The organism is Wukongibacter baidiensis, from assembly GCF_050888315.1.
Lineage (GTDB): Bacteria > Bacillota > Clostridia > Peptostreptococcales > Caminicellaceae > Wukongibacter > Wukongibacter baidiensis.
Map to the genome: position 1 here is coordinate 4775312 of NZ_CP138202.1, position 25714 is coordinate 4801025.

The following is a 25714-nucleotide window of genomic DNA, read 5'->3' on the forward strand; positions in this document are numbered from 1 at the left end:
TATATCTATTTTACTATATTTTAGAGAGATGATAACATTAAATTAAAGTTATGAATTGTACAACGTTGTATAAAAATTATTAGAGTGAGGATATAGGAGATGCAGTTTATGAGAAAAAGATATTTATACTTTTTATTAACTTTAACAGTAATATTTTGGGGAACATCCTTTGCAGCAGTAAAAATCGGTATAGGGAATTTGGCTCCAGTGCAGTTCCTTTTTTTAAGAATGATGTTTGCAATAATTATTTTTTCTGTCATATTGCTTAAAACTCCAAATGAAAAAAGAAAAATTGATAGAAAAGATATCCCATACATTATTTATCTTGGATTTATGGGGATAAGTGGTTATTTTATTATACAGTACACGGCTTTAGAATATACCACAACTGTAAATGCATCTTTACTAGTAGGATTAGCGCCCATAATAGTAGCAATATATTCATGTTTATTTTTAAAAGAGAAATTAGAGCTTGAAAGAGTAATTGGTATCATTATGTGCTTTATAGGAATTATTCTTATTATAACAAAAGGAAGCATTGCTAATCTTTCATTTGGGAAAACAATATTTGGTGATATGCTTATGTTACTTAATGCTGTGATGTTAGCCATATTTTCTATAGGGGCAAAGAAAATATTAAAAAAATATGATCCATTTATCGTTGTGGCTTATATGAATATATTTGCTTTTATAATGTTAGTACCTTTCGCCTTTACTTCAAATTTTCTTTCACCAGTTTCCCTTTTGAGCAAAATTGATGATATTAATATAAAAGTTATTTTATCGTCTTTATATTTAGGGACCACATGTACAGTTTTAGGATATTACAGCTGGTATAGCGCAATAAAAGAATTCGGACCTTCAAGAACATCAGTATTTAATTACATTAATCCACTGGTAGCATCTATTGTTTCATTTATGCTATTTGATGAAGGCATAAATGTTTATACGATTTTAGGTGGAATAAGTATAATTGGAGGTGTTGCTTTAAATAATATGCAAAATATATTACTTAAAAAAGGTAGACAGAATGAAAGTATGTAATCAAGTGATATTCACCTATAATGAAAGGAGATGACTATGCCACTAATTAGAGGAACATTTGGACCACTTTCAAAGGAAAAAAAGAGTGAGCTAATTAAGATATTCACAGAGGTTGCAGCGGAAGTAACAGACTACCCTAAGGAGTCTTTCATGGTGTTTATTGAAGAGATTAGAATAGATTCTATAGGGGTTGGGGGTAGAACACTCGAAAATATTATGGAAGATATGAATAAGTAACAAGAGCTTTGAATTGAAAGGAAAGAACTGACAACAGTCTTCGAATTGTTGCAGTTCTTTTAAATTTTTATGAAGAATATAGGTTGGGACTTGATATGTATAGAGTATTTTTAGATAATAGTACAGAAGGCAAAAAAGCTTTAAAAAATATGCGAACAAACATTTGCATGTTGTCCGTAAATAATATAACATAGTGTTAGAAAAAATATTCATGTGACGGTTAAGAAATTTCTTTGAACTTATATTAAATTTATAATAACAGACACTTTGAAAGGAGTTAAAAAATGGATTTATCTACTTTGAATGATAGGCAGAGGGAAGCGGTACTAAAAACCCAGGGACCATTATTGTTGCTAGCAGGTGCTGGTTCAGGGAAAACTAGAGTACTTACCCATAGAATAGCCTATATGATAGAAGAAAAGGGTGTTTATGAAGGAAACATCTTAGCAATTACCTTTACCAATAAGGCTGCTAAGGAGATGAAGGAAAGGATTGAGGCCTTAATTGGAAGTGTTGCTTCTAGTATGTGGATTAGCACCTTTCACTCTGCCTGTGTTAGGATCCTTCGTAGGGATATAGATAAGATAGATTATACTAGAGACTTCGTTATATACGACTCCGCTGACCAAAAGACTGTGATCAAGGAGTGTCTTAAGGAGCTTGACATAAATGATGATGCATATCCAGTAAGATACGTACAAAGTGTAATCAGTAGCGCTAAGGACAAACTGCTTACTCCAGAAAAATATAGTAATCTTTATTATAGTGATTTTCACCTAAAAATTATATGTAATATATATGAGCTTTATCAGAAAAAGCTTGTTAGCAATAATGCCTTGGACTTTGACGACTTAATACTTAAAACTATAGACCTATTTGAAAACAGCCCTGAGGTTTTAGACTTTTATCAGAAAAAGTTTGAGTACATAATGGTTGATGAGTATCAAGATACTAATAAGGCTCAGTATAAGCTTGTAAGTATGCTTTCAAAGGGCCATAGAAACCTATGTGTTGTTGGAGATGATGACCAATCGATCTATAAGTTTAGAGGTGCAGATATAAGAAATATACTTGATTTTGAAAAGGAATTTACTGATGCTAAGGTTGTTAAACTAGAGCAGAATTATCGTTCTACAAAGACCATTCTTGAGGCTGCAAACAATGTAATCCAGTCGAACTTCGGAAGAAAAAATAAGAGACTTTGGACTGCAAATGATGAGGGTGAGAAAATAAACTATTATAAAGGTCAGACTGAGCGTGAGGAAGCAGACTTTGTAGTAAGACAAATTGAGAAGAAAGCTAGATATGATAAGAGAGAGTTTTCAGATTTTGCAGTTCTTTATAGAACAAATGCTCAATCACGTGTGGTCGAGGACTCTTTAATGAAGAATAATATACCATATAGAATATTTGGCGGACTTAAATTCTACGATAGAAAAGAGATTAAGGACATAATAGCCTATCTAAGAGTGATTCAAAATCCTTTAGACGATGTGAGTCTTTTAAGGGTAATTAATACTCCTAAGAGAGGTATAGGAAATAGATCAATTGAAAAGCTTCAAAGTACGGCAGGAGATAGGGGAGAAAAACTCTTCAATACTATTCTAGATATAAATGAAATTGGCGGGATGTCAAAGAGAGTAACAAATGGGATTAACTCCTTTTTAGATGTTGTTACAAAGCATATTGTAAATAAGGATAGCTTTAGGGTAACTGAGATAATAGAAAATGTATTAAATGAAACGGGATATATGGAAGAACTAAAGAATGAAAATACTATAGAAGCAAAAACTAGAATTGAAAACCTTGGAGAATTTATGTCTGTAGCTATGGAGTTTGAGAATAATTCTGAAACAAAAACTCTAGAGGAGTTCTTAGGAAATATATCTCTAAGTTCAGACTTGGATAAACTCGAGGACGAAGAAAATACAGTGACGCTAATGACACTCCATAGTGCAAAGGGGCTAGAGTTCCCAGTAGTATTTATGGTAGGTATGGAAGAGGGGATTTTCCCAGGTGCAAAATCAATAACTGAGGATGAGGAGCTAGAAGAGGAAAGAAGACTATGCTATGTAGGTATAACAAGGGCCAAGGAAGAATTATACCTAACCCATGCTTCTATGAGAACACTCTATGGTAGAACTAATGTCAATGCAGTATCTAGATTCCTTAATGAGATACCAGAGGAATTGATGAATATAGATGATATATTGGAAAAGAAAGGTAACACTAGTGTAGAAACCAATACTTTAAACTCCTTTGCCAATAGCCATATGATAAGTATGAGAAAACCAAAGGAAGTAAAGGTTGATAGGAAACCCGTTAGTAATGTGAGTTCTTCTGAGGTGAAGCCTGGAACTAAGGTTCAGCACAAAAAGTTTGGAACGGGAATGGTTATAAGCGTAAATGGAAGTGGAGATAAGGCTGAACTAACAATAGCCTTTGACAAACAAGGAATCAAAAAGCTTATGCTTGGCTTTGCACCTATTGAGATAGTAGGTTAGTTCAAAGCTTTAAGAAAAAGGAAGGAGCAATCCTATGTATATGAATGAAGTTAAAGCTAAAATGGAGATTCTTAGAAAAGAAATCAATTACCATGATCATAGCTATCATGTTTTAGATAAACCAGAAATAAGTGATTATGAATATGACATGTTGGTTAATGAGCTTAAGGAGTTAGAAGAAAAACACCCTGAGCTTATAACTCCTGACTCACCAACTCAAAGAGTAGGAGGCAAGCCTTTATCAAAGTTTGATCAGGTTACCCACACAGTACCCCTTTTAAGTCTTGGTAATTCCTATGACGAAAAGGATCTTCTGGACTTTGATAAAAGGATTAAAAAAGAAATTACAGATGCAGTGGAATATGTTGTTGAGTACAAGATCGATGGACTATCGGTTGCTCTAACCTATGAAAATGGTAGCTTTCTAAGGGGAGCTACCAGAGGTGACGGAACCATTGGAGAGGATATAACTAAGAACCTTAGAACTATAAAGTCAATACCCCTAAAACTGCAAGAGGATACAAGTATCGAAGTAAGGGGTGAGGTATACATTCCAAAGGCTAAATTTGCTGCTCTTAATAGGAGACAGGAAGAAAATGGTGAAACAGTTTTTGCAAACCCAAGGAATGCAGCTGCCGGCTCACTAAGACAGCTTGATCCTAAGATAGCTGCATCAAGACCCCTTGATATATTTATCTTTAATATATTAGTGACTGACAGATCCAATATAAATAAACATTCTGAAGGGTTAGAATATCTTAAAAGCCTTGGATTTAAGACTTCTGAATATAAAGTATGTAAGGACATCAATGAAGTGATAGATCTTTGTGAAAAATGGCATGAAAAAAGACATGATCTACCCTATGAGATTGATGGTTTAGTAATAAAGGTAAATGATTTAAGACAAAGAGAGAGTCTCGGAACAAGGGCAAAAAGTCCAAGATGGGCTATAGCCTTTAAATTTCCGGCAGAAGAAAAGGAAACCGTAATAAAGGATGTAATACCTCAGGTCGGTAGAACAGGAGCAATAACGCCTACAGCAATACTTGAGCCAGTAAGGGTTGCCGGTTCAGTCGTAAGTAGAGCTACTCTGCATAATCAGGATTTTATTGATATGAAGGATATTAGAATAGGGGACACTGTAGTAATACATAAGGCTGGGGATGTAATTCCAGAGGTAGTAAGGGTAATAGAGGAAAAAAGAACTGGCGAAGAGAAGAAGTATGTGTTACCTACCGAATGTCCTGAATGCGGAGAGGAAACCGTGAGATTAGAGGGTGAAGTTGCTCTAAGATGTATAAATATCGCTTGCCCTGCCCAACTTAGAAGGGGAATCATTCACTTTGTTTCCAGAGATGCCATGAATATTGATGGCTTAGGCGGGGCATTAGTTACGATGCTTCTAGAGAAGCAGTTTATTAAAGATCCAGGTGATCTATATTATTTAAAAGATAAAAGAGAAGAACTTGTTAATCTTGAGAGAATGGGAGAAAAATCCGTTCAAAATCTCTTAGATGCTATAGAGAAATCTAAAGAAAACAATCTAGGAAGGTTAGTAAACGCCCTTGGTATAAAGCATGTTGGCTCCAAGGCTGCCATGCTCATCGCCGATAGCTTTGGTAGTATGGATAAATTGATAGAAGCTAGTGAAGAAGAATTTACTGAGGTTGATGAAATCGGGCCAAAGATGGCGAAAAGTATAGTTGCCTTCTTCAACGATGAAGAAAATCTCAAGGTGATTGAAAAGATTAGGTCAGCTGGAGTGAATATAGAAAGTAAGAAAAAGGCCGTAGTAAGTGAAAATCTTAAGTTTGAAGACATGACCTTTGTTCTTACTGGTACTTTATCAAACTATTCTAGAAACGAAGCAAAGAAGATAATAGAGGATCTAGGAGGAAAGGTAACCGGTAGTGTAAGTAAGAAAACAAGCTATGTGCTTGCTGGGGAGAATCCTGGTTCAAAGCTTGATAAAGCAAATAAGCTAGAGATAAAGGTAATTACTGAAGACGAATTTGAAGAGTTAGTTAATAATTAGTAAAGTATATAAAAATAAATAGTGATAATTACTATGAAAGCCATGGGATTTTGTTAATCTATCCCATGGTTTTTTTATGTATAGAAACCGAAATGTAGATTTATATGTGTGTTCTATATAGACGAACTATAAAATTCATGTATAAAAATTCGTGTGTGAACTATGGTGAAAAAAGTAATAGGGAAGAAAAAACACGAATATAAAAAAAGTAAACACAAAAACCTTACATATGAATTTCAATATAAAAGAATAAATGGAAAAAAAGACTGATGATGTAGAGGGAAATGTTGTGGTGGAATATATTACGTTGAGTATATAATTTTTACAATAAGTAAATAAAAAATAAATAAACTATGACTGTATATCTATAACGTTATATAGGTATAATTAAGATATATCAACGCATACCTAAAATGTTACAAATATTTAAATTTATTAACAAACGTAAATCATTGAATTTTGCAATAATTTGAGCTATCATGAAAATACAGAAACATTATACATATAAATTTTTTTGTTCATAATTGTTTGAAAAATCAATCGAATCGTACATGTTATTCCTATCGAAAAACCCTTCTGATTTTGGGACTTTAGAAAATAAAAAAACATGAATTTGGTAAATATATATACATGAATCATTATGAAAAGCTGAAATATTATGCAGCTTTCTTAGCTTGTTTTTTTTTGGTTTTTAAAGGTGTGCTCTAATGCACTAACCTTTTAAAATATAATTTATTTTAAATTTTATTGAAGGGAGTGGAGATATTGCTTAGATTTCTTTTGAACAGATTAGTTTCTTTATTTATTACTTTAGTTTTAATTATAACTGTAACGTTCTTTTTAATGCATGCAGTACCAGGTGGTCCGTTTACACAGGAGAAAAAGTTACCACCAGCTATTGAAGAAGCTCTAAGAGAAAAATATCATTTAAATGATCCATTATGGAAACAATACATCGATTACTTAGGTGGAGTTTTCAGATTGGACTTAGGACCTTCTTTTGTTTATGAAGGGCGAACGGTTAACGAATTTATTAAGGAAGGATTTCCGATTTCTGCAAGGGTAGGAACTTATTCAATTTTATTGATACTGTTACTAGGAATACCATTTGGAATAATATCGGCCCTCAAACAGAATAAGTGGCAGGATAACCTTGTAATGTTTGGGGCGACCATGGGAATAACGATACCAAACTTCGTTATAGCTACGGTGCTACTTTATATATTTGCTCTGAAGCTCGATCTTGTACCAACCTTCGGGGTGAAGGATCCACGGGGATGGATACTTCCTACAATAGCATTATCAGGATATTCCCTATCTTTTGTTGCAAGATTAACCCGTTCTACTATGCTTGAGGTACTACAGCAGGATTATATAAGAACTGCTAGAGCAAAGGGACTATCTGAAGGTGTAGTTATATTCAAGCATGCACTTAGAAATGCAATTATACCAGTTGTATCATACGTTGGTCCATTGGTAGCAGGTATATTAACTGGTGGATTCGTAGTAGAAAGAATATTTGCATTACCAGGAATGGGTAGATATTTTGTTATTAGTATAACTAATAGAGATTATCCGACTATCATGGGTGTTACAATTTTCTATGCAGCGTTCTTGATGGTTATGATTTTGATTGTAGATATGACCTATGGATTAATTGACCCACGTATAAGAGTTAACGAGTAAGGAGGGTTTGACGGGATTATGAATAATTCAAATGATTTAAATAATATTAACTTTACTCCTGATTTGTGGGAAAAAGTTGAAAAGAGCGATAAAAAAGGTGATGTAATAAGCAGACCGAGTTTAACATATTGGCAGGATGCATGGAGAAGACTTAAGTTAAACAAGGCTTCTATGGGTGGACTGTTTACAATTATTTTACTAATACTCATAGCTATACTTGGACCAATGGTATCACCTTATACTTACTTTGATCAAGATTTAAACTTAGCAAGTATTCCTCATAGATTTGAGATACGTCAAGCTAATGAAGATACCTACTTATATATGCATAGAGCTTTAAGATTATATACTGTTGAATCTAATGGTAAAATTATAGAAAAGCTTGCTCCTGTTGAAAACAATGTTATGAAGAAATATCAGCTTTATGAAGTAAATGGAGAAAAGGTAGTCATTGATTATAACGAAAAACCTGCTCAGTTAAAGCGTGAAGATGGAACTGTAATACAGCCCACCAAAAAAGTATGGAATAAGAGATTCTTATTTGGTACAGATGAGCTAGGTAGAGACGTTCTAATCAGGGTTATATACGGTGCACGTATATCTCTTTTAATAGGTATTATAGCTGCCGTTGTTAACTTTACAATAGGTGTTTTATACGGTGGTACGTCTGGTTACTTAGGCGGTAGAGCTGATAATATAATGATGCGTATCGTAGATATTATACAAACTATACCTCTAGTTCTATACGTTATCCTTATTATGGTAGTTATAGGGTCCGGACTAAAGAGTATAATCATAACCCTCGGTACGATTTATTGGGTTAATATGGCCCGTATAGTAAGAGGTCAGATTCTTAGTCTTAAAGAAAATGAATTTGTTTTAGCTGCTAAAACCTTAGGAGCTGATACATGGAGAATATTAATTAGACATCTTATTCCTAATGCAATGGGTCCGATAATTGTTACTATGACTATGATGATTCCAACGGCAATTTTTACTGAATCATTCCTAAGCTTTATAGGACTTGGGGTATCGGCGCCGATGGCATCATGGGGAACTCTTTGTAACGATGCTTTAGGTGGAATACGTTCGTATCCGTATTTATTGTTCTTTCCATCTTTAGCTATATGTATTACTATGCTTTCATTCAACTTCTTGGGCGATGGTCTAAGAGACGCACTAGACCCACGTTTACGTAAATAGGAAGGGGTGATTAATTTGGCAGAAAAATTATTAGAAGTTAAGGACATGAAAACGTCGTTTTTTATACATGTTGGTGAAGTACAGGCAGTTCGTGGAGTTAGCTTTACAGTAAATAAAGGTGAAGCTATAGGAATAGTTGGAGAATCTGGAAGTGGAAAAAGTGTTACATCTATGTCAGTAATGAAGCTTTTACAATACCCTGGTAAGATTAAGAGTGGAGAAGTCCTTTTTAAAGGTGAGGACATAGTTAAAAAATCAGATAAGGAAATGATGGCTATTAGAGGTAATGAAATAGCTATGATTTTCCAAGATCCAATGACATCACTTAATCCGGTTTACACAATTGGTGATCAAATTATAGAGGCAATTAGAAGGCATCAAGGTCTTGATAAGAAGGCGGCAAAGGAAAAGGCTATTGAGATGTTAAGACTTGTTGGAATTCCTTCACCGGAGACTAGAGTCGATAACTACCCACATGAATTTAGTGGTGGTATGAGACAAAGAGCTATGATAGCTATCGCACTATCATGTGAGCCAGATCTATTGATAGCTGATGAACCTACAACTGCTCTAGATGTTACTATTCAGGCTCAGATATTAGAACTTATGAAGGATTTAAAGGATAAAATAAATACATCAATAATTCTTATAACCCATGATTTGGGAGTCGTTGCTGATGTATGTTCTAGAATAATAGTTATGTATGGTGGCCTTATAATGGAGGAAGGAACTGCAGAGGAGATATTCTATGATCCAAAGCATCCATACACAATGGGATTATTAAAATCAATCCCAAGACTTGACTTAGAGCAAAAGAAAAGGCTTATTCCAGTAGAAGGAACACCACCGGATCTTATAAAGCCGCCTGTGGGATGTCCATTTGCATCAAGATGTCCTTATACTATGAAGATTTGTACTGAGCATCGTCCTCCATACTTCGAACCAAGTAAAGGACATAGATCAATGTGCTGGCTATTACATGATAAAGCACCAAAGGTTAAAGTTGATACTGGTGTTAAAAGGGGGACAGCATAATGAGTGAATTAAATGTGAAAAAAAATGACATCCTATTAGAAGTAAAGAATCTAAAAAAATACTTTACAGTTAAAAAGGGACTTCTAGGAGGAGAAACTCAGTATGTTAAGGCAGTAGACGATATTAGTTTCTTTATTAAAAGAGGTGAAACCCTAGGTCTAGTTGGAGAGTCTGGATGTGGTAAGTCTACAACAGGTAGAACTATTATCAGACTATATGACCTTACCGATGGTGAAGTTATATTTGATGGAGCTGAGATCGGTAAAATGAGTCAAAATCAGGTAAAACCTTTTAGAAAAAAGATGCAAATGATATTCCAGGATCCATATGCATCCCTAAACTCAAGAATGACAGTTTCTGATATAATCGGAGAACCATTGGATATACATGGAATCGCATCGGGTAAGGAGAGACAAGAAATAGTTTACAACTTACTTCATAAAGTAGGTTTGACTAAGGATCATGCAAGTAGATATCCCCATGAATTTAGTGGTGGGCAGAGACAACGTATCGGAATCGCAAGATCACTAGCTGTTGAACCAGACTTTATAATATGCGATGAACCTATTTCAGCCCTAGACGTATCAATACAGGCACAGGTTGTTAATATGCTTGAAGACCTACAAAGTGAAATGGGACTGACGTATCTATTTATCGCCCATGACCTATCAATGGTTAAGTATATTTCTGATAGGATAGGAGTTATGTATTTAGGAAAGCTTGTGGAGGTAGCATCTAGTAGCGAACTTTATCAGAACCCTGCACATCCATATACTCAAGCTCTATTATCAGCTATTCCTATTCCAGATCCAGAAGTAACTAGAGCTAATAAAAGGATTATATTAGAGGGAGACGTTCCAAGTCCATTAAATCCTCCTTCAGGATGTAGGTTTAGAACTAGATGTAGGTATGCTATGCCTATATGTGCTGAGGTTGAGCCGCCACTTAAGGATATTGGTGGAGGACATATGTCTGCTTGTCATCTAAATGATAGATAGAGATTTTTAATAAAGATTTGTCGATTCTTTTAGTAGAATGACTATAAATAACAAATAATGGTGTGTTTCAGAGAAATTCACTCATGCTGAAACATATCGGGGCTGTACTCATAAGAAAACTTTATGAGACAGCCCCATAAAATACCATATAAAAAACATTGGATATATCATTTTCTTAACATATTTTAAAATTTTATTAAATATATTTAAAAAATAAGCAGGAATTTTTGCTTTTATATCGAATTATATAACTTATGGGTAGAATTAAGTGGCCATAAATTATATACATAGATATGTGCTATAAATGGCTATTTTATTAAGATTGCCTGATATTTTTTTCGCTAAAAAATATTCAGACTATTTAATAAGATTAAATATAATTAATAAAAATATTAAATATTTATTATTTATTTAACATTGTTAATAAGTGGTAAATAAAACCTTGTTTTCTTTATCACTTCTTAAGTAAAGATATATAAAAAATAGGAGGGGTTTACTTTGTTAAAAAGAAGCTTTGCATTATTATTGGTGTTAGCTTTAGTTATTTCAGCTTTTGCTGGTTGTGCTAAGAAAGAAGAACCGGCACCAGCTGAGCAAGGAACTGAGCAAAACGAGCCTGCACCAACAGAAGAACCAGCAGCTAAGGATGAGCAAGTTATAACTTACAACCTTTTAGCTGACCCAGATAGTATTGACCCACATAAAGCAACATCAGTTGGTGCGTCAATCATTATGCAAAATATTTTTGAAGGGTTAGTTAGAACTAACGCAGAAATGGGACAAGATCCTGGTGTTGCTGAAAGCTGGGAAACAAACGAAGACAAGACTGTTTGGACTTTCAAATTAAGAGAAGATGCTAAGTGGTCTGATGGACAACCTGTTACTGCGGAAGACTTTGTTTATGGATGGAAGAGAGCAGTTGATCCTGCTACTGCATGTGAATATGCTTACATGCTAGATCCAGTTATGAATGCTACAAAGATTTATTCTGGTGAGCTTGGAGTTGATGAATTAGGAATTAAAGCTATAGATGCTAAAACTCTAGAGGTTACTTTAGAGCAGCCTACTGCTTATATTCTTGAGTTATTTGCATTCCCAACTTACTTCCCAGTAAGAAAAGATGCAATCGAAAAGAATCCTGAAGCTTGGGAATTTGATCCTGCTACAGCTATTACAAATGGTCCATTAAAGTTAGCTGGATACACTCAAAACGATGTATTAAAGATAGTTCCTAATGAAAATTATTGGGATGCTGATAGAGTTAAGATTGACGAAGTTAGATTCGTGTTTATTACAGAGCAATCTACTGGTCTTGCAGCTTTTGAAGCTGGAGATATAGACGGTACAGATGAAGTTCCATCTCAAGAAATACCAAGATTACAAGCTGAAAGCGAAGACTTTATAATAGCTCCATATCTTGGAACATATTTCTATGCTTTCAACGTTGAAAAAGAGCCTTTTACAGATGTAAAAGTTAGAAAAGCATTATCTAAGGCTATAGACAGAAATGCGATTGTTACAACTGTTACTTTAGGTGGACAAATACCTGCAACAGGATTCGTTCCTCCAGGAATCATGGTTGGTGGAGAAGACTTTAGAAAAGCTGGCGGAGACTATGGTATAGATCCAATGACAGCTCAAGTTGAAGAAGCTAAGAAATTATTAGCAGAAGCTGGATATCCAGATGGTAAAGGATTCCCTAAGACTACACTTAGATATAACACAAGTGAAAACCATAAAAAAGTAGCTGAAGCTATACAAGAAATGTGGAAGAAAAACTTAAATGTTGAGATTGAACTTGAAAACATGGAGTGGAGAGTATTTATTCCAGCTAGACAAAATGGTGACTTCCAAGTTGCTAGACATGGTTGGATAGGTGACTACAACCATCCAATGACTTTCTTAGATATGTTCCTTTCTGAAAGTGGAAACAACGATCCACAATGGAAGAACGAAGAGTATGACAAGTTAATCTATGCGGCTAAGAAGGAAAGTGATCCTAAGAAAGCTGCTGAAATGATGCATAAAGCTGAAGATTTAATGATGGAAGATGGTATAGTAATGCCAATTTACTACTACACTCATCCATACATGATGAAGAGCTATGTTAAAGATTACTTCAGAACTCCACTTGGACATATATTCTTTGATAGAGCATATGTAGAAGGAAGAGCTGAATAATAAAATGAATTCTAAAAGACGGCCTAAGTGGCCGTCTTTTTAAATTAAATTTAAAACTCTATTAGTGAGATGACTGTCGAATATGACAGTCTTTTTTTGTGTGGTAAATAATAAATTGAGAAATATTACAAAAAGTTAATAAGTTCCAAAGGTGAAATAATATTGAAATTTTCTGAAAAATAATTTATAATATACTTAAGTTGAGTAATACTTAACTTAAACTCCTATTTTAATACTATTGTTTATTTAAATTAAATAATAGTGCAAAGCTTTTTTATATTGTTAAACAATCATGAATATTCTGAGATTTGCACTTGATGTCTATGGATATTCATGGTTGTGCAATTTCTTTTTTAGAAGTTATTAATTTATACACATTCCAAAATCACGGAAGCGCTGAGGATTTGGATAGGTATAGATTAAGTTTTACTAGGAACTTTGTATATAAAATTAAATTACGAAAAAAGGTGGGGATTGTATTGTTAAAGAAATACATGGCATTATTATTGGTGTTAACTTTAGTAGTTGCATCCTTTGCTGGTTGTGCCAAGACTACTGATGAACCTGCAAAGTCTTCAGAACAAGGACAAGAGCAGGAGCAAGCACAAAAGGAAGAGCCTGGGGAAGTAAAAGCAAAGCAAAAATTGACTTATAATCTTGCAGCTGATCCAGAAACTATAGATCCACAGTTAAATTCAACCGTTGGTGGGTCTATAATCCTAGCTAATACCTTTGAAGGGCTAGTAACCTTTGACAAGGATTTAAAGGCAGTACCTGGTACCGCTAAAAGCTGGACAGTAAGTGATGATGGACTAGTATGGACGTTTAAATTAAGAGATGAAGCAAAGTGGTCAGATGGAAAGCCCGTTACAGCGGAAGACTTTGTATATGCATGGCGAAGAGCTGTAGATCCTGATGTACCATGTGATTATTCTTACATGTTTGACATGGTTAAAAATGGAACTAAAGCTTATACTGGTAAAGTTGCACCTGAGGAGCTTGGAGTTAAAGCGGTTGACGAAAAGACATTGGAAGTAACCTTAGAAGCTCCCGCACCATATATGGTAGAAATATTTGGTTTTGCAACACTTTGTCCAGTTAGAAAGGATATGATAGAAAAGGATCCAGAAAGATGGTCATTTACTCCGGAACTAGCTGTTTCAAACGGGCCTTTCAAATTGGCTAGTTATACTCAAAATGATGTTCTTAAACTGGTTCCAAATGAAGAATATTGGGGTAGAGATAGGGTAAAGCTAGAGGAGCTCAACTTTGTATTTATAGTAGAGCAATCCACAGCATTATCGGCTATGGAAGCTGGAGATCTTGATGGTATAGATGAAGTTCCTAACCAAGAAATTCCGAGACTACAAGCCGAGAGAGAAGACTTTATTATAGCACCATACTTAGGGGTATATTACTATGTATTCAACCTAACTAAGGAACCATTTGATGATGTAAGAGTTAGAAAGGCATTTTCAAAAGCAATCGATAGAAATGCTATTGTAACAACTGTAACCCTAGGAGGTCAGGCACCAGCTACAGGATATGTACCTTCAGGAGTAACCTTTGCTGGAAAAGATTTCAGGCAGGTTGGTGGAGACTATGGAGTGGATCCAATGGGGGCACAGGTTGAAGAAGCTAGGAAGCTTTTAGCTGAAGCTGGTTATCCAAATGGTGAAGGGCTACCTAAAATTACACTACAGTACAACACAAGTGAAAACCATAAGAGGATAGCAGAAGCAATACAAGAAATGTGGAATCAAAATCTAGGGATAGATGTAGAACTTACAAACATGGAGACTAGAGTACATTATCCTATGTTAGAAGAAGGAAACTTCCAAATTGCCAGAGCTGGTTGGATAGGAGATTACAATCATCCAATGACATTCCTCGATCTACTACTAAGTGATAGTGGTAACAATTATTCGCAGGTCAGAAATGAAGAATTTGATAAGGTTATAAATGAAGCTAAGATGGCTCCAACTGAAGAGAAACAAGCGGAATTAATGCATAAAGCTGAGGATATAATTATGGAAGAAATGAAAGTAATGCCAATATATTATTATACACTTCCGATGATGATGGGTAAGCATGTTAAGGGTTGGTATAGATCACCTCTTGGACAGATGTACTTTAGAGACACATATATCGAAAATTAGAATGCTAAAAAAATGACGATCGAAAAGATCGTCTTTTTTTTTGAAAAAATCCAATTAGAAAAAAATTATTGTAATATTTAAAAAGTAAACAAAATAAATTATAAATAGAGAAAAAGCTGACAAGTATTAACTGGACCATAGGTAGTAACCTTTATAAGGATACTATAAATAAAAGACAGTGGGGGAGGATAATATGTTTAAAAAAGCTTTAGCATTATTATTAGTGATGACTTTAGTTTTCACAGCATTTGTTGGATGTGCTAAGAAAGAAGAGCCAGCAAAGACTCCTGAGGAGCAACCAGAGCAAAACGCTGAAGAACCGGCAAAGGAAGAGCCAGCAAAAGAAGAACCACCAAAGGATGAGCAAGTAATTACCTACAATCTTTTGGCTGACCCTGATAGTATTGACCCACACAAGGCAACATCAGTTGGAGCATCAATAATTATGCAAAATATTTTTGAGGGACTAGTTAGGACTAACGAGAAAATGGAACAAGATCCTGGTGTTGCGGAGAGCTGGGATACAAACGAAGACAAAACTGTATGGACGTTCCACTTAAGAAAAGATGCTAAGTGGTCCGACGGTAAGCCAGTTACTGCTGAGGATTTTGTTTATGGTTGGAAAAGAGCAGTTGATCCTGCTACTGCATGCGAATATGCTTATATGTTAGATCCAGTTATGAATGCTACAAAGATTTATTCTGGCGAGCTTGGTGTTGATGAGCTGGGAATTAAAGCTATAGATGCAAATACTTTAGAAGTTACACTAGAGCAGCCTACGGCATATATACTTGAACTGTTTGCATTCCCTACATACTTCCCAGTTAGAAAGGATGTTGTAGAGAAGAACCCAGAGGCGTGGGAATTTGATTCTGAAACAGCAATAACAAATGGACCATTCAAATTAGCTGAATATGTACAAAATGATGTACTTAAGCTTGTTCCAAATACAAACTATTGGGAAGGCGATAGGGTAAAGCTTGATGAAGTAAGGTTCGTATTTATTACTGAACAATCTACTGGTCTAGCAGCATTTGAAGCTGGAGATATAGATGGTACAGATGATGTACCAACTCAAGAGATACCGAGATTACAAGCTGAAAATGAAGACTTTATAATAGCCCCATATCTTGGAACCTATTTCTACTGCTTCAATGTTACAAAGGAACCATTTGATGATGTAAGAGTTAGAAAAGCATTAACTAAAGCTATCGATAGAAATGCTATCGTTACGACTGTTACATTAGGTGGCCAAGTGCCAGCAACTGGATTCGTTCCTCCTGGAATTATGGTTGGTGGAGAGGATTTCAGAAAAGCTGGTGGAGACTATGGTATAGATCCAATGACAGCTCAAATTGAAGAAGCTAAGAAACTATTAGAAGAAGCTGGATATCCTAACGGAGAGGGATTCCCTAAGGTTACACTTAAGTACAATACAAGCGAGAACCACAAGAGAATAGCTGAAGCTGTTCAAGAAATGTGGAAGAAGAATTTGAATATAGATATCGACCTTGAAAATATGGAATGGAGAGTATTTATTCCAGCTAGACAAAATGGTGACTTTACAATTGCAAGACATGGTTGGATTGGTGACTACAACCATCCAATGACATTCTTGGATATGTTCCTTTCTGAAAGTGGTAACAACGATCCGCAATGGAAGAACGAAGAATTTGATGAACTAATTTACGCAGCTAAGAGAGAAGGAGATCCTAAGAAAGCAGCCGAGTTAATGCATAAGGCAGAGGACTTAATGATGGAAGATATGATAGTATCACCAGTATATTACTATACTAATCCGATGATGATGAAGGGTTATGTTAAAGATTGGTATAGAACACCACTTGGACATTTGTTCTTTGACAGAGCTTATGTTGAAGGTAGAGCACAATAGTTTCAAAGTAGTAAAATACATTAAAGAAATCTGATTGAAATAGAGATGCCTCAGAATAACGTAGAAATTCGTTATTCTGAGGCATCCTCTTTTTGTAGCACTTTCTCCTAGGTGTGAATATTATGAGTAGTAACACTACTTTAAGGAGGGAAAGCATGGTACAACTTACAAGTCTTCATTGGATTTATGTAATAATGACCTTAGTTATCTTGATAGTAATGTTAATGCGAAGAGACACAATAATTCCATGTATTTTAGGTATTTTTCTAATTAGCTTTATGGCAAAGAAAAGTTTCATAGGTGGAACAAAGGGAGTATTTGACGCCTTTATTGTAGCTGCAAATGAGCTTATTGGTATTATTATAGTAATATCCTGTATTGTAGCTATGTCTAAGATTTTAGAAGAAATTGGCGCTAATAATCTTATGGTTAAGCCCTTTACAAAAGTGATAAAGACTCCTGATATTGCATTTTGGTTTATAGGTATAGTAATGCTTATTGTTTCATGGTTTTTCTGGCCTTCCCCAGCAACAGCTTTGGTTGGGGCAGTGCTATTACCGGTAGCGTTGAAGGTAGGGCTTCCTGCTATAGGTGTGGCTATAGCAATAAATCTATTTGGTCATGGTCTAGCATTATCCAGTGACTATGTAATACAAGGAGCGCCGACTATAACTGCAAGTGCAGCAGGTGTGCCGGTAGAAAAGATAATGATTCAGGGTACGCCATTGTTTTTAACCATGGGTATAGTGACAATAGTAATGGCATATATCTTGCTCAAGAGAGATATGAAGAAAGGAAATATTGTAGACTCAGAAATAGAGTTAGAAGAGATAAACAATGCAAAGGAGCCAAGTAAAAACGCAAAGTTTGCAGCGATAATTGTACCATGTGCTTTCTTGATAGATATAATCTCAATGTTTTATTTCGATTTACGTGGAGGAGATGCTACAGCACTTATAGGAGGAACGGCAGTAATATTAACATTAATAATTAGTATAGCAGAATATAAATCAAAGTCTCTAGATAAGATAACTAAGTTCATTAAGGAAGGCTTTATGTTTGGAATGGAGATATTTGGACCAATAATTCCTATCGCTGCCTTCTTCTATCTAGGTGAGATTTCCCCTATACAGGCAGTTTTAGGAGAGGGAGTTTTACCGGCCGGTTCACAAGGAATACTATCGGATATGGGGAGTGCTCTGGCATCAATAGCAAAGATGAATAGGCCGATGGTTGCTAGTATGGAAATGTTAGTTGGAGCTATTACAGGTTTAGATGGCTCGGGGTTTTCAGGGATGTCTTTAGCAGGATCCCTTGCTAAAGTCTTTGGAACGGCAGTAAATGGTAGTATTCCAGTATTAGCAGCCCTAGGGCAAATAGGAGCTATTTGGGTTGGTGGAGGAACATTAGTTCCTTGGGGATTAATACCTGCAGCAGCAATTTGCAGAGTTAAACCTATGGATTTAGCCGCTAAAAATTTTATACCGGTTGTAACGGGGTTGGTTGTAACTACGATTGTTGCTATGTTTTTAATTTAGCTTAGATAAACAGAATAAGACTAATGGATTCCCTCAGAAGTCTCTGGTTTCATCTCATCCTTCGGTCTAAAATAAATGCATTCCGGATTGTAAATATTTGATGGTGTTGAGACGTGAGTTAATGTGCATTTACCATCGCACTCAAAGATACAATCATTAAGGGTACAATTGATATTTATCATAATAATCACCTCTATGATTAGTATTTCACAATTTGGTATAAATATTATTAACCCCAGATTATTCATAGAAAGTTTGAGAATATGCAAGTAGTTTTGATTTTTCTATGGATAATCTGGGTTATATTTTATAAAACTAATCGAGAGGTGATATTATGCTTTTTCCAGATTACGTGGAGACAAAGACAGTTTATCATGTAATAAGTATTACTGATTTAGATAAGACACTGAGATATGGAATTAAATATGATGACAAAAATACATATAAATCGAAGTACTATGAGTTTCACGATTATATAGACAAGTATAGAAAAGAGAATATACCCGATTGGGTTATAAGAAAAAAAGCTATATTTGGGAGCTTGAATTTCGCAAAAAAACATAAATTTCATTCACATACGGCATTACTAGGCTTGAAGATAAAACCGGGAAAATGCTGGATTGCAAATGAAAATTTAGCTAATGAAGTGTATGAGCCATTTATACTACAAAAGCTTAATGAATATGATAAGGCAAAAGAATATATGGAAGTTGAAGGAAGTAAGATGTTGGATAATTATTGGGATACATCAACTTCGTTCAACAAAAATCTTGAAAGTAGATTGGACAAGTTACAGCGATATGATGCAGAGGTATTAATATTTCATGATATAAAACCAAAAGATATTGAAGTTTTATATATAGTATCGGATCACAGAATGATGTCAAAGGAAGAGTGGAAAAAGCATTTTTGTAGTATGAAAGGGAATTAGAGGAATAAGTTTTGTTAAACCAAAAAAGAAAGACCAAATATATAGAGCTACCAGTAAAACTTAATTTACACACATATTCAGTGTTTCAAGGTGTTTTGAATATTAGTTTTACTGGAAGCTCTATACTCATTACTTATGACTTAGAACTGTCTTCTAAGGCCAAACTCAACATTGCGTCTGACGCGAACAATACGTGTTCGCTACTGAACTCATTGGAGTACTTGTTTATTTGATTATCACTTTTGTTAATCTCAAAGCCCTTTTCAATAATATATACTTTTTTATCTTCAATTATATCTTCGATAACAGATGATACAGGCTCTGAGGATCTAAACATATTCATATCCATTCTAAGACTAGGAGGCGGAGATTGAAGTCCAGCTCCATTTATAGAAGAATCAAAGAAATCAGTTAATTGATTCTTTATATTTTCCTTTAAATTGGATGAGGAAGTAGTTTTGGAAAGCTCATTCAGAGATTTTAGGACATAAGAGATACTCTTAGAAGAATACCTAATGCTGTCACTACCATCAAGATTGAATAAACCAAGGTTATCGTCCCAAGTTGAATTTAGATTTTTATAAATTTCTTCTGAAGCATTAAGAAACATGTTGAAATTAGTAAATTCAAATCCCCTTGTAAGAGCTTCTATGGACTTGAAGTGAGATGCAAGGGATGCAGTTTCCTTTGTGTGCCTGTGTGAAAGCATAAATCCATCCCTCTTTTCTCTTGCATAAAGTTCATCACAAAGGCTTAGCGTAAATGATAAATGTTTCCTGTCATCATCTAAAATATTTAGAGCCTCAATAATAGAAGATGTAGAACTAGAAAGACTAGCTGTCTCGAGTTCCAGGATTTCATATTCGTGATTTTCTAAGATACTAAGAAGATCAAAAGCATAGCCTTTAAAAATGTCAGCTTTATTATGGTCGAAATATTTTTCATACTTAGAATCGCTGAGAGTTTCATAAAGCAAAGCATATGCTGAAATCATATATACTTGATCTTCCCAATCTATTTCAGCTTTGTTGTCATCTAGGTCGATTTCATTGAGGTTACAGGAAAGGTTCACCTTTTCTACAAAAAGACCCTGGTTATTTCGAAGATGCTCATGACAAAAGATAGCCTGATTTATAGCTAATTCAAGTAAAATCATGGCTATAAGCTTTTCCTCAAAGGTTGTATTTTGATTTCTTTTAACTAAACTTTTATCATATAAAAGCTTAGATAGATTTAATTCATTTAGAATCAAAAGCCCTTGATTTTTAGGATTAAGTTGTTTTTCCAGTTTATTATTAGCTAAATCAAGGGCAAAATTGGTGTTCTTTTCAAATCCGTTGTCGGATGAAGGTACTAAACTAGCTTTTGAGTAAATTGCCTTTATTGGATTCAAGTTCTTGATGAATTTAAGGTTCTTATCAAGGGAGAGATAGTTTTCCTTTTCAGGCTCTAAACTAGGATCTATTGCACATAAAAGATCTTGTAACTCATTGCTTTCTTCACTTTCATCGGTATTTATATTGAACTCTTTGTTGAGCTCTTCAATATAACCTTCAAGGGCTCTACTAGTCATATCACACTTTATACCAAATCCAGATAGCATTGACAAAGTCAAAATATTTGAAAAGGAATAGATCAAAGCTTGTCTACGAATATTCTCCTTTGAAAAATCTAAACTTTCAAGTAAACTTTTTGCATCCATAATTTCACCACCTTTATTGAAAAAATTAAATGATTATACTACTACTATATATATTTATAAAATCTCGGTATATTCTGACAAATAACTAAATATACGTAATAAATTTTTTCATTAATAGTCTTGCTTTAATATATATACATTTAACTTAAGTAGAAAGTGATATATAATGAAATAAGGGATAATCCTGGATAATGTCAGTTTTTAGTAGAAAGGATGAATGTTGTGAAAGTGGGAAAGCTTGATTCGGAGTTATTACAAAAAATAATATTCAGTAATATTAAAATACATAGAGAAGAAGTAATGGTTAGACCTGGTATAGGAGAAGATTGCGCTGTAGTAGATTTTGGAGAATATGCTTTGGTTATGTCAACGGACCCAATAACAGGAGCATCGAGTGAAATTGGAAAACTAGCTGTACACATAAATTGTAATGATATTGCTACCAACGGAATAGAACCTCTAGGGTTAATGATGACTATTTTAGCACCTGAAGGAACTACTGAAAATGAAATAGAAGAAATTATGAAACAAGCATCCTATGAAGCAGGTAAACTAAATGTTGAAATAATTGGAGGTCATACAGAAATAACTGAAGCAGTAAATAGAATAGTGATTTCAGCTACAGCTATTGGAAGACAATTGAAATCTCAGGTAGTCAAATCATCTGGCGCAAGGGTTGGAGATAAAATAATAATGACGAAAACCGCAGGACTTGAAGGCACGGGTATAATAGCCTTTGATCTTGAAGATAAACTAAATTCGACATTTTCCCGGGAAATAATTGCAGGTGCGAAAAAAATGGTAGATTATATAAGTGTAGTTAAAGAAGGAGTTGTGTCGGGGAAAATGGGTGCTAGCAGTATGCATGATGTGACTGAAGGGGGGATTCTAGGCGCTGTGTGGGAAATTTGCAAAGCGTCAAAGCTAGGGTGTAATATTTACAAAGAAAGAATTGCCTTAGCAAAGGAAACCGTTGAGATTTGCAAATTTTTCGATATCGACCCTCTAAGACTTATTTCCAGCGGGACAATGTTGATTACAATAGATCCACAAAAAGAAAAGGAATTAATTCAGGAACTTAGTAAAAATGGAGTAATGGGAAGCACCATAGGCGAGATTACAGAAAACGGATGTTTTTTAATAGAAGATAATAGAAAAAGTGAGATAGAACCGCCGGAAAGTGATGAATTATATAAGGTAATATAGAAATCTGAGGAGAATACTCCTCAGGTTTTTTATGTTGTCTATCTAAGTAAAACTAAGGGATAAAGCTAATGAATGTCTATTTGCATATGGAGAAATATGGGCTTTCTTAATAAGATATTACAATATTAAATTCTAATTACATTTGATTACATTAAGTTGACATAAAGTTACTTCAAATGATATAAATAGACTTAAGTGAACAAATTTTTTATGTAATGCTATTTTAAGAAGCAACAAAGACTTAAGGGCATCTAAGCAATCTGCTTCGGTCACGGTTCTCTTAGAAAAATGATCTTAATAAATTTCACTGAAAGAATATAGATGTGTTCATTATTTCAGAAAAATTTATTTTGAATTTTAAAGTAGCATGACTATAGAAAAAACAAAACAACATAAGGGGGATATAGTAGTGAAGAAAACAGTATCGTTATTACTGGTAGTCATGATACTTATGAGTATGACGATAACTTCCTTCGGGGTGAAAAAATTTGAGAAGGAAACCTTACATATTACTGATGCTACTACGAAAAAAGAATACGATGTTGATGTTGTTAATTTAATCATGGGAGGAAAGGATGTTATATCTGATGTTCCTGGAATGTTGTTTGACAGCAGAACCCTAGTGCCAGTTAGGTTTATTAGTGAAAGCCTTGGAGCGGAGGTTTCATGGAATCAAGAAAACAAAGAAGCTACAATAAAAACCGAGGAAAAAGAGATTGTACTAAAGATAGATAGTCCTAAGGTCTATGTAAACGGTAAGGTACATACACTTCCTGATAATGTTCCAGCAAAATTACTGGGCTATGAGGGAAACTTTAGAACAATGGTTCCACTTAGATTTGTTTCAGAACAGCTTGGAATGGAAGTTGGATGGATAGGCGAAACTATGACTGCAACTATAGATAAACCTCTACAGAAAATCAAAAACATTACATACGATGGTTCGGAAAAATTTCCTGAAATTGTTATAAAGACTACTGGAGAAGTTGGAACGTCATCATTCTTCTTAAAGGGAAGTGAAGTTGGCGGAGAAGATAGACTCGTAGTGGATCTACCAAATACAATTTTAGATATAGAAGATAAATCTATAGTAGATGAAAAGGGATTAGTAAATCTAGATATATATGAAAGAGAAGTAAAGTCAATACGTGCTTCACAGTTTGAAGTTAAGCCATACAAGACAAGGATTGTTGTGGATGTTGATAAGAAAAAGGGATATGAAACCTTCTATGACGAGGAAAAGAAAGAGATTAGAATTAAGCTTATAAACTCCGTTAAGAATATTAAGGTTGATAATATTTATAATGTTGATACAGTAGTAATTAAGACCGCAGAAGAGCCTTCTTACAATATCATACCTTTAGATGGTAAGGTGGTAATAGATGTTCTTGATAGTGTATTGAAGTATGACGGTGAGCCAATAGATATCAATGAAGGTGCAGTTAGAGGTGTTAGATTTGCACAATTTAGTCCCGATCATAATTATGCCCCTGATGATAAGATAACTAGAGTTGTTGTAGATCTAGATGAAGATATGGGTATGGAAAATGTATATATAGAACATGCTGAAAACGAAATATATGTTTTTGTTGCAGGAAAGCCACTCGATGGATTTGATTATTATAAGGATGCTATTAACTTAGCTAAGCTTGAAATAAGTGCTAACGGACAAGGTGGTTATACGAAAACCTATGACAAATCAAAACAAGAAGTAACTATCAAGCTATTGAAGGATAGTATAGCTCTACAAGACTTGCAAATGGATATAGATGATAGTATTGTAAAAGATATAAAGGTTAATGATAGCAAAAGCAAGGATTACTATTATATAAACGTAAAACTTGCTGGTGGTACGACATTTAAGGATAATACAAATAGTAATGACCCAGATAAAATAGTGTTTAGCTTTACTAATAATACTATAAAGGAATCTGAATATAAGGATAAGCTTATTGTTATCGATCCAGGTCACGGTGGTCATGATCCAGGAGCAATTAGTCCAAAACTTAAGATGAAGGAAAAGGTTGTTGTCTTAGATGTATCCTTGAAACTTAAGAAGCTACTTGAAAATCGAGGCTTTAAAGTCTATATGACACGTGATGACGATACTTATATAGGCCTATATGATAGATCTACTATTGCAAATGAACTTGGGGCCGATGCCTTTGTAAGTGTACATGCAAATGCCCATTCTAAAACTAGTGTAGAGGGAGTTCAGGTACTTTATCATCCAAATGACGGAAGAGATAATAAAACCTTTGCAGCTATGACGAGAGATGCACTGGTTAAAGAATTAGGCACACCGGATAAGGGAATAATTCAAAGGCCTAAGCTAGTTGTTATTAGAGAAACAAAGATGCCAGCTGTTCTATTAGAACTAGGATTTATGACAAATCCTAGAGAAGAGAAGCTGTTAGAGCAAAAAGACTATAGACAAAAATGCGCTGAGGGTGCATATAAGGGAATAATTGAATATTTCGACAAAGTTATAATGAAGTAGAAAAGGGCGTCTCATAAAAGTATCTTATGAGTCTAGTCCCGGGGTGTTTCAGGGTGAAAGAATTTTAGATAGAGTATAAATTCATCACTGTGAAACACCCCCTTTTTCTTTTTTAAGAAAATATAATAAATGTATATACAAAAGGTGAGTAACTATATATAATGTATTATTGAAATAATAGATGTAAAGGGGGAGAAAAGATGTTACTAGGTTACTTGTTTATATTCATTGCGAGGGTCACAGATGTATCACTGTTTACGATAAGAATGCTTTGCATTGTAAGGGGGATGAAGCGTCAAGCTGCGATTATTGGTTTTTTTGAAATCATTATATATATAACAGCACTTGGGAAGGTAGTAAGTGGATTATCTGATTATAGAAATCTGATAGTTTATGCTCTAGGCTATGCCTGTGGAAATTATGTTGGAAGTTTGATTGAAGAAAAGATTGCAATAGGTAAGATCACTGCTCAAATTGTTTGTCAGTATCCAAATGGACAGAATCTAGCTGAGAGACTTAGAAACCAAGGCTTTGGTGTTACCCTTATTGAAGGTGAAGGTAGAGATGGAAAGAGAGAGATACTTAATGTAATGCTCGAAAGAAAAGATACTAAAAATTTATATGCAGTCATAGATGAACTTGAAAAAAGACCATTTGTCACAGTCTTTGATATTAGAAGTATAAAAGGTGGATATTTTACCAAGAGAAAAAGAAGGTAGAAATTGAAATAAGTGCTTTTAGGGAACGGTTTGATTATAACTGTTCCTATTTTTATTGTTCTAATAGTTTTGGATAAATGTGTTCTAGTCATAAAAAATTTTATGGACCAATATTTAAAAATAGACATAGTATTACTACCCC

17 protein-coding genes are annotated in these 25714 nt (G+C 34.4%); 16 read left to right on the forward strand and 1 reads right to left on the reverse strand.

Features of this window, described 5'->3' with window-relative positions; translation table 11 throughout:
- Positions 1 to 108 precede the first annotated feature (108 nt).
- The 13 genes from R9X47_RS21550 to R9X47_RS21610 all read left to right on the forward strand — a co-directional run bounded on the left by R9X47_RS21550 (position 109) and on the right by R9X47_RS21610 (position 19445).
- Positions 109 to 1044, forward strand: coding sequence for a DMT family transporter (locus R9X47_RS21550; RefSeq protein WP_432663148.1), 936 nt, complete (start codon positions 109 to 111; stop codon positions 1042 to 1044).
- A 36-nt stretch (positions 1045 to 1080) separates the two neighbouring features.
- Positions 1081 to 1281, forward strand: a complete 201-nt coding sequence (gene dmpI / locus R9X47_RS21555) for a 4-oxalocrotonate tautomerase DmpI (protein ID WP_432663149.1) — start codon at positions 1081 to 1083, stop codon at positions 1279 to 1281.
- A gap of 284 nt (positions 1282 to 1565) precedes the next feature.
- Complete coding sequence (gene pcrA, locus R9X47_RS21560; protein WP_432663150.1) at positions 1566 to 3785, forward strand: DNA helicase PcrA; 2220 nt, start codon at positions 1566 to 1568, stop codon at positions 3783 to 3785.
- A gap of 34 nt (positions 3786 to 3819) precedes the next feature.
- Positions 3820 to 5820 (forward strand): NAD-dependent DNA ligase LigA, encoded by a 2001-nt coding sequence (gene ligA / locus R9X47_RS21565; protein WP_432663151.1) that lies wholly within the window; start codon positions 3820 to 3822, stop codon positions 5818 to 5820.
- 765 nt (positions 5821 to 6585) lie between these two features.
- Positions 6586 to 7506: an ABC transporter permease gene (locus tag R9X47_RS21570; protein ID WP_432663152.1), complete on the forward strand. Its 921-nt coding sequence runs from the start codon at positions 6586 to 6588 to the stop codon at positions 7504 to 7506.
- Positions 7507 to 7524: 18 nt separating this feature from the next.
- Complete coding sequence (locus tag R9X47_RS21575) at positions 7525 to 8709, forward strand: ABC transporter permease (protein ID WP_432663153.1); 1185 nt, start codon at positions 7525 to 7527, stop codon at positions 8707 to 8709.
- Positions 8710 to 8754: 45 nt separating this feature from the next.
- Positions 8755 to 9744, forward strand: a complete 990-nt coding sequence (locus tag R9X47_RS21580; RefSeq protein ID WP_432667680.1) for an ABC transporter ATP-binding protein — start codon at positions 8755 to 8757, stop codon at positions 9742 to 9744.
- Positions 9744 to 10742, forward strand: a complete 999-nt coding sequence (locus tag R9X47_RS21585) for an ABC transporter ATP-binding protein (protein ID WP_432663154.1) — start codon at positions 9744 to 9746, stop codon at positions 10740 to 10742. The genes R9X47_RS21580 and R9X47_RS21585 overlap by 1 nt, the downstream gene beginning before the upstream one ends.
- Positions 10743 to 11240: 498 nt before the next feature.
- Positions 11241 to 12923, forward strand: a complete 1683-nt coding sequence (locus R9X47_RS21590; protein ID WP_432663155.1) for a peptide ABC transporter substrate-binding protein — start codon at positions 11241 to 11243, stop codon at positions 12921 to 12923.
- A 479-nt stretch (positions 12924 to 13402) separates the two neighbouring features.
- On the forward strand, positions 13403 to 15082 hold the full coding sequence (locus tag R9X47_RS21595; RefSeq protein ID WP_432663156.1) for a peptide ABC transporter substrate-binding protein: 1680 nt from the start codon (positions 13403 to 13405) through the stop codon (positions 15080 to 15082).
- 193 nt (positions 15083 to 15275) lie between these two features.
- Positions 15276 to 16976, forward strand: coding sequence for a peptide ABC transporter substrate-binding protein (locus R9X47_RS21600; protein WP_432663157.1), 1701 nt, complete (start codon positions 15276 to 15278; stop codon positions 16974 to 16976).
- Between the two features lie 155 nt (positions 16977 to 17131).
- Positions 17132 to 18514: a hypothetical protein gene (locus R9X47_RS21605; protein ID WP_432663158.1), complete on the forward strand. Its 1383-nt coding sequence runs from the start codon at positions 17132 to 17134 to the stop codon at positions 18512 to 18514.
- Between the two features lie 334 nt (positions 18515 to 18848).
- On the forward strand, positions 18849 to 19445 hold the full coding sequence (locus R9X47_RS21610; RefSeq protein ID WP_432663159.1) for a hypothetical protein: 597 nt from the start codon (positions 18849 to 18851) through the stop codon (positions 19443 to 19445).
- A gap of 133 nt (positions 19446 to 19578) precedes the next feature.
- On the opposite strand, the gene R9X47_RS21615 is transcribed toward R9X47_RS21610, so the two are convergent.
- Positions 19579 to 21147, reverse strand: a complete 1569-nt coding sequence (locus tag R9X47_RS21615) for a hypothetical protein (RefSeq protein ID WP_432663160.1) — start codon at positions 21145 to 21147, stop codon at positions 19579 to 19581.
- A gap of 222 nt (positions 21148 to 21369) precedes the next feature.
- Between R9X47_RS21615 and R9X47_RS21620 the strand changes: the two genes are divergently transcribed.
- The 3 genes from R9X47_RS21620 (at position 21370) to R9X47_RS21630 (ending at position 25572) form a co-directional block, all read left to right on the forward strand.
- On the forward strand, positions 21370 to 22353 hold the full coding sequence (locus R9X47_RS21620) for an AIR synthase family protein (protein WP_432663161.1): 984 nt from the start codon (positions 21370 to 21372) through the stop codon (positions 22351 to 22353).
- Positions 22354 to 22762: 409 nt separating this feature from the next.
- Entirely contained in the window at positions 22763 to 24853 is a 2091-nt protein-coding gene (locus R9X47_RS21625; RefSeq protein ID WP_432663162.1) for an N-acetylmuramoyl-L-alanine amidase, read from the forward strand.
- 200 nt (positions 24854 to 25053) lie between these two features.
- Entirely contained in the window at positions 25054 to 25572 is a 519-nt protein-coding gene (locus R9X47_RS21630; RefSeq protein ID WP_432663163.1) for a DUF2179 domain-containing protein, read from the forward strand.
- Positions 25573 to 25714: the final 142 nt, after the last annotated feature.

What these genes read in the sequence shown, in the direction of transcription:
- R9X47_RS21550 (WP_432663148.1), top strand. Translation starts at nt 109, where the DNA reads ATGAGAAAAAGATATTTATACTTTTTATTAACTTTAACAGTAATATTT.
- dmpI (WP_432663149.1), top strand. Translation starts at nt 1,081, where the DNA reads ATGCCACTAATTAGAGGAACATTTGGACCACTTTCAAAGGAAAAAAAG.
- pcrA (WP_432663150.1), top strand. Translation starts at nt 1,566, where the DNA reads ATGGATTTATCTACTTTGAATGATAGGCAGAGGGAAGCGGTACTAAAA.
- ligA (WP_432663151.1), top strand. Translation starts at nt 3,820, where the DNA reads ATGTATATGAATGAAGTTAAAGCTAAAATGGAGATTCTTAGAAAAGAA.
- R9X47_RS21575 (WP_432663153.1), top strand. Translation starts at nt 7,525, where the DNA reads ATGAATAATTCAAATGATTTAAATAATATTAACTTTACTCCTGATTTG.
- R9X47_RS21580 (WP_432667680.1), top strand. Translation starts at nt 8,755, where the DNA reads ATGAAAACGTCGTTTTTTATACATGTTGGTGAAGTACAGGCAGTTCGT.
- R9X47_RS21585 (WP_432663154.1), top strand. Translation starts at nt 9,744, where the DNA reads ATGAGTGAATTAAATGTGAAAAAAAATGACATCCTATTAGAAGTAAAG.
- R9X47_RS21600 (WP_432663157.1), top strand. Translation starts at nt 15,276, where the DNA reads ATGTTTAAAAAAGCTTTAGCATTATTATTAGTGATGACTTTAGTTTTC.
- R9X47_RS21605 (WP_432663158.1), top strand. Translation starts at nt 17,132, where the DNA reads ATGGTACAACTTACAAGTCTTCATTGGATTTATGTAATAATGACCTTA.
- R9X47_RS21610 (WP_432663159.1), top strand. Translation starts at nt 18,849, where the DNA reads ATGCTTTTTCCAGATTACGTGGAGACAAAGACAGTTTATCATGTAATA.
- R9X47_RS21615 (WP_432663160.1), bottom strand. Translation starts at nt 21,147, where the DNA reads ATGGATGCAAAAAGTTTACTTGAAAGTTTAGATTTTTCAAAGGAGAAT.
- R9X47_RS21630 (WP_432663163.1), top strand. Translation starts at nt 25,054, where the DNA reads ATGTTACTAGGTTACTTGTTTATATTCATTGCGAGGGTCACAGATGTA.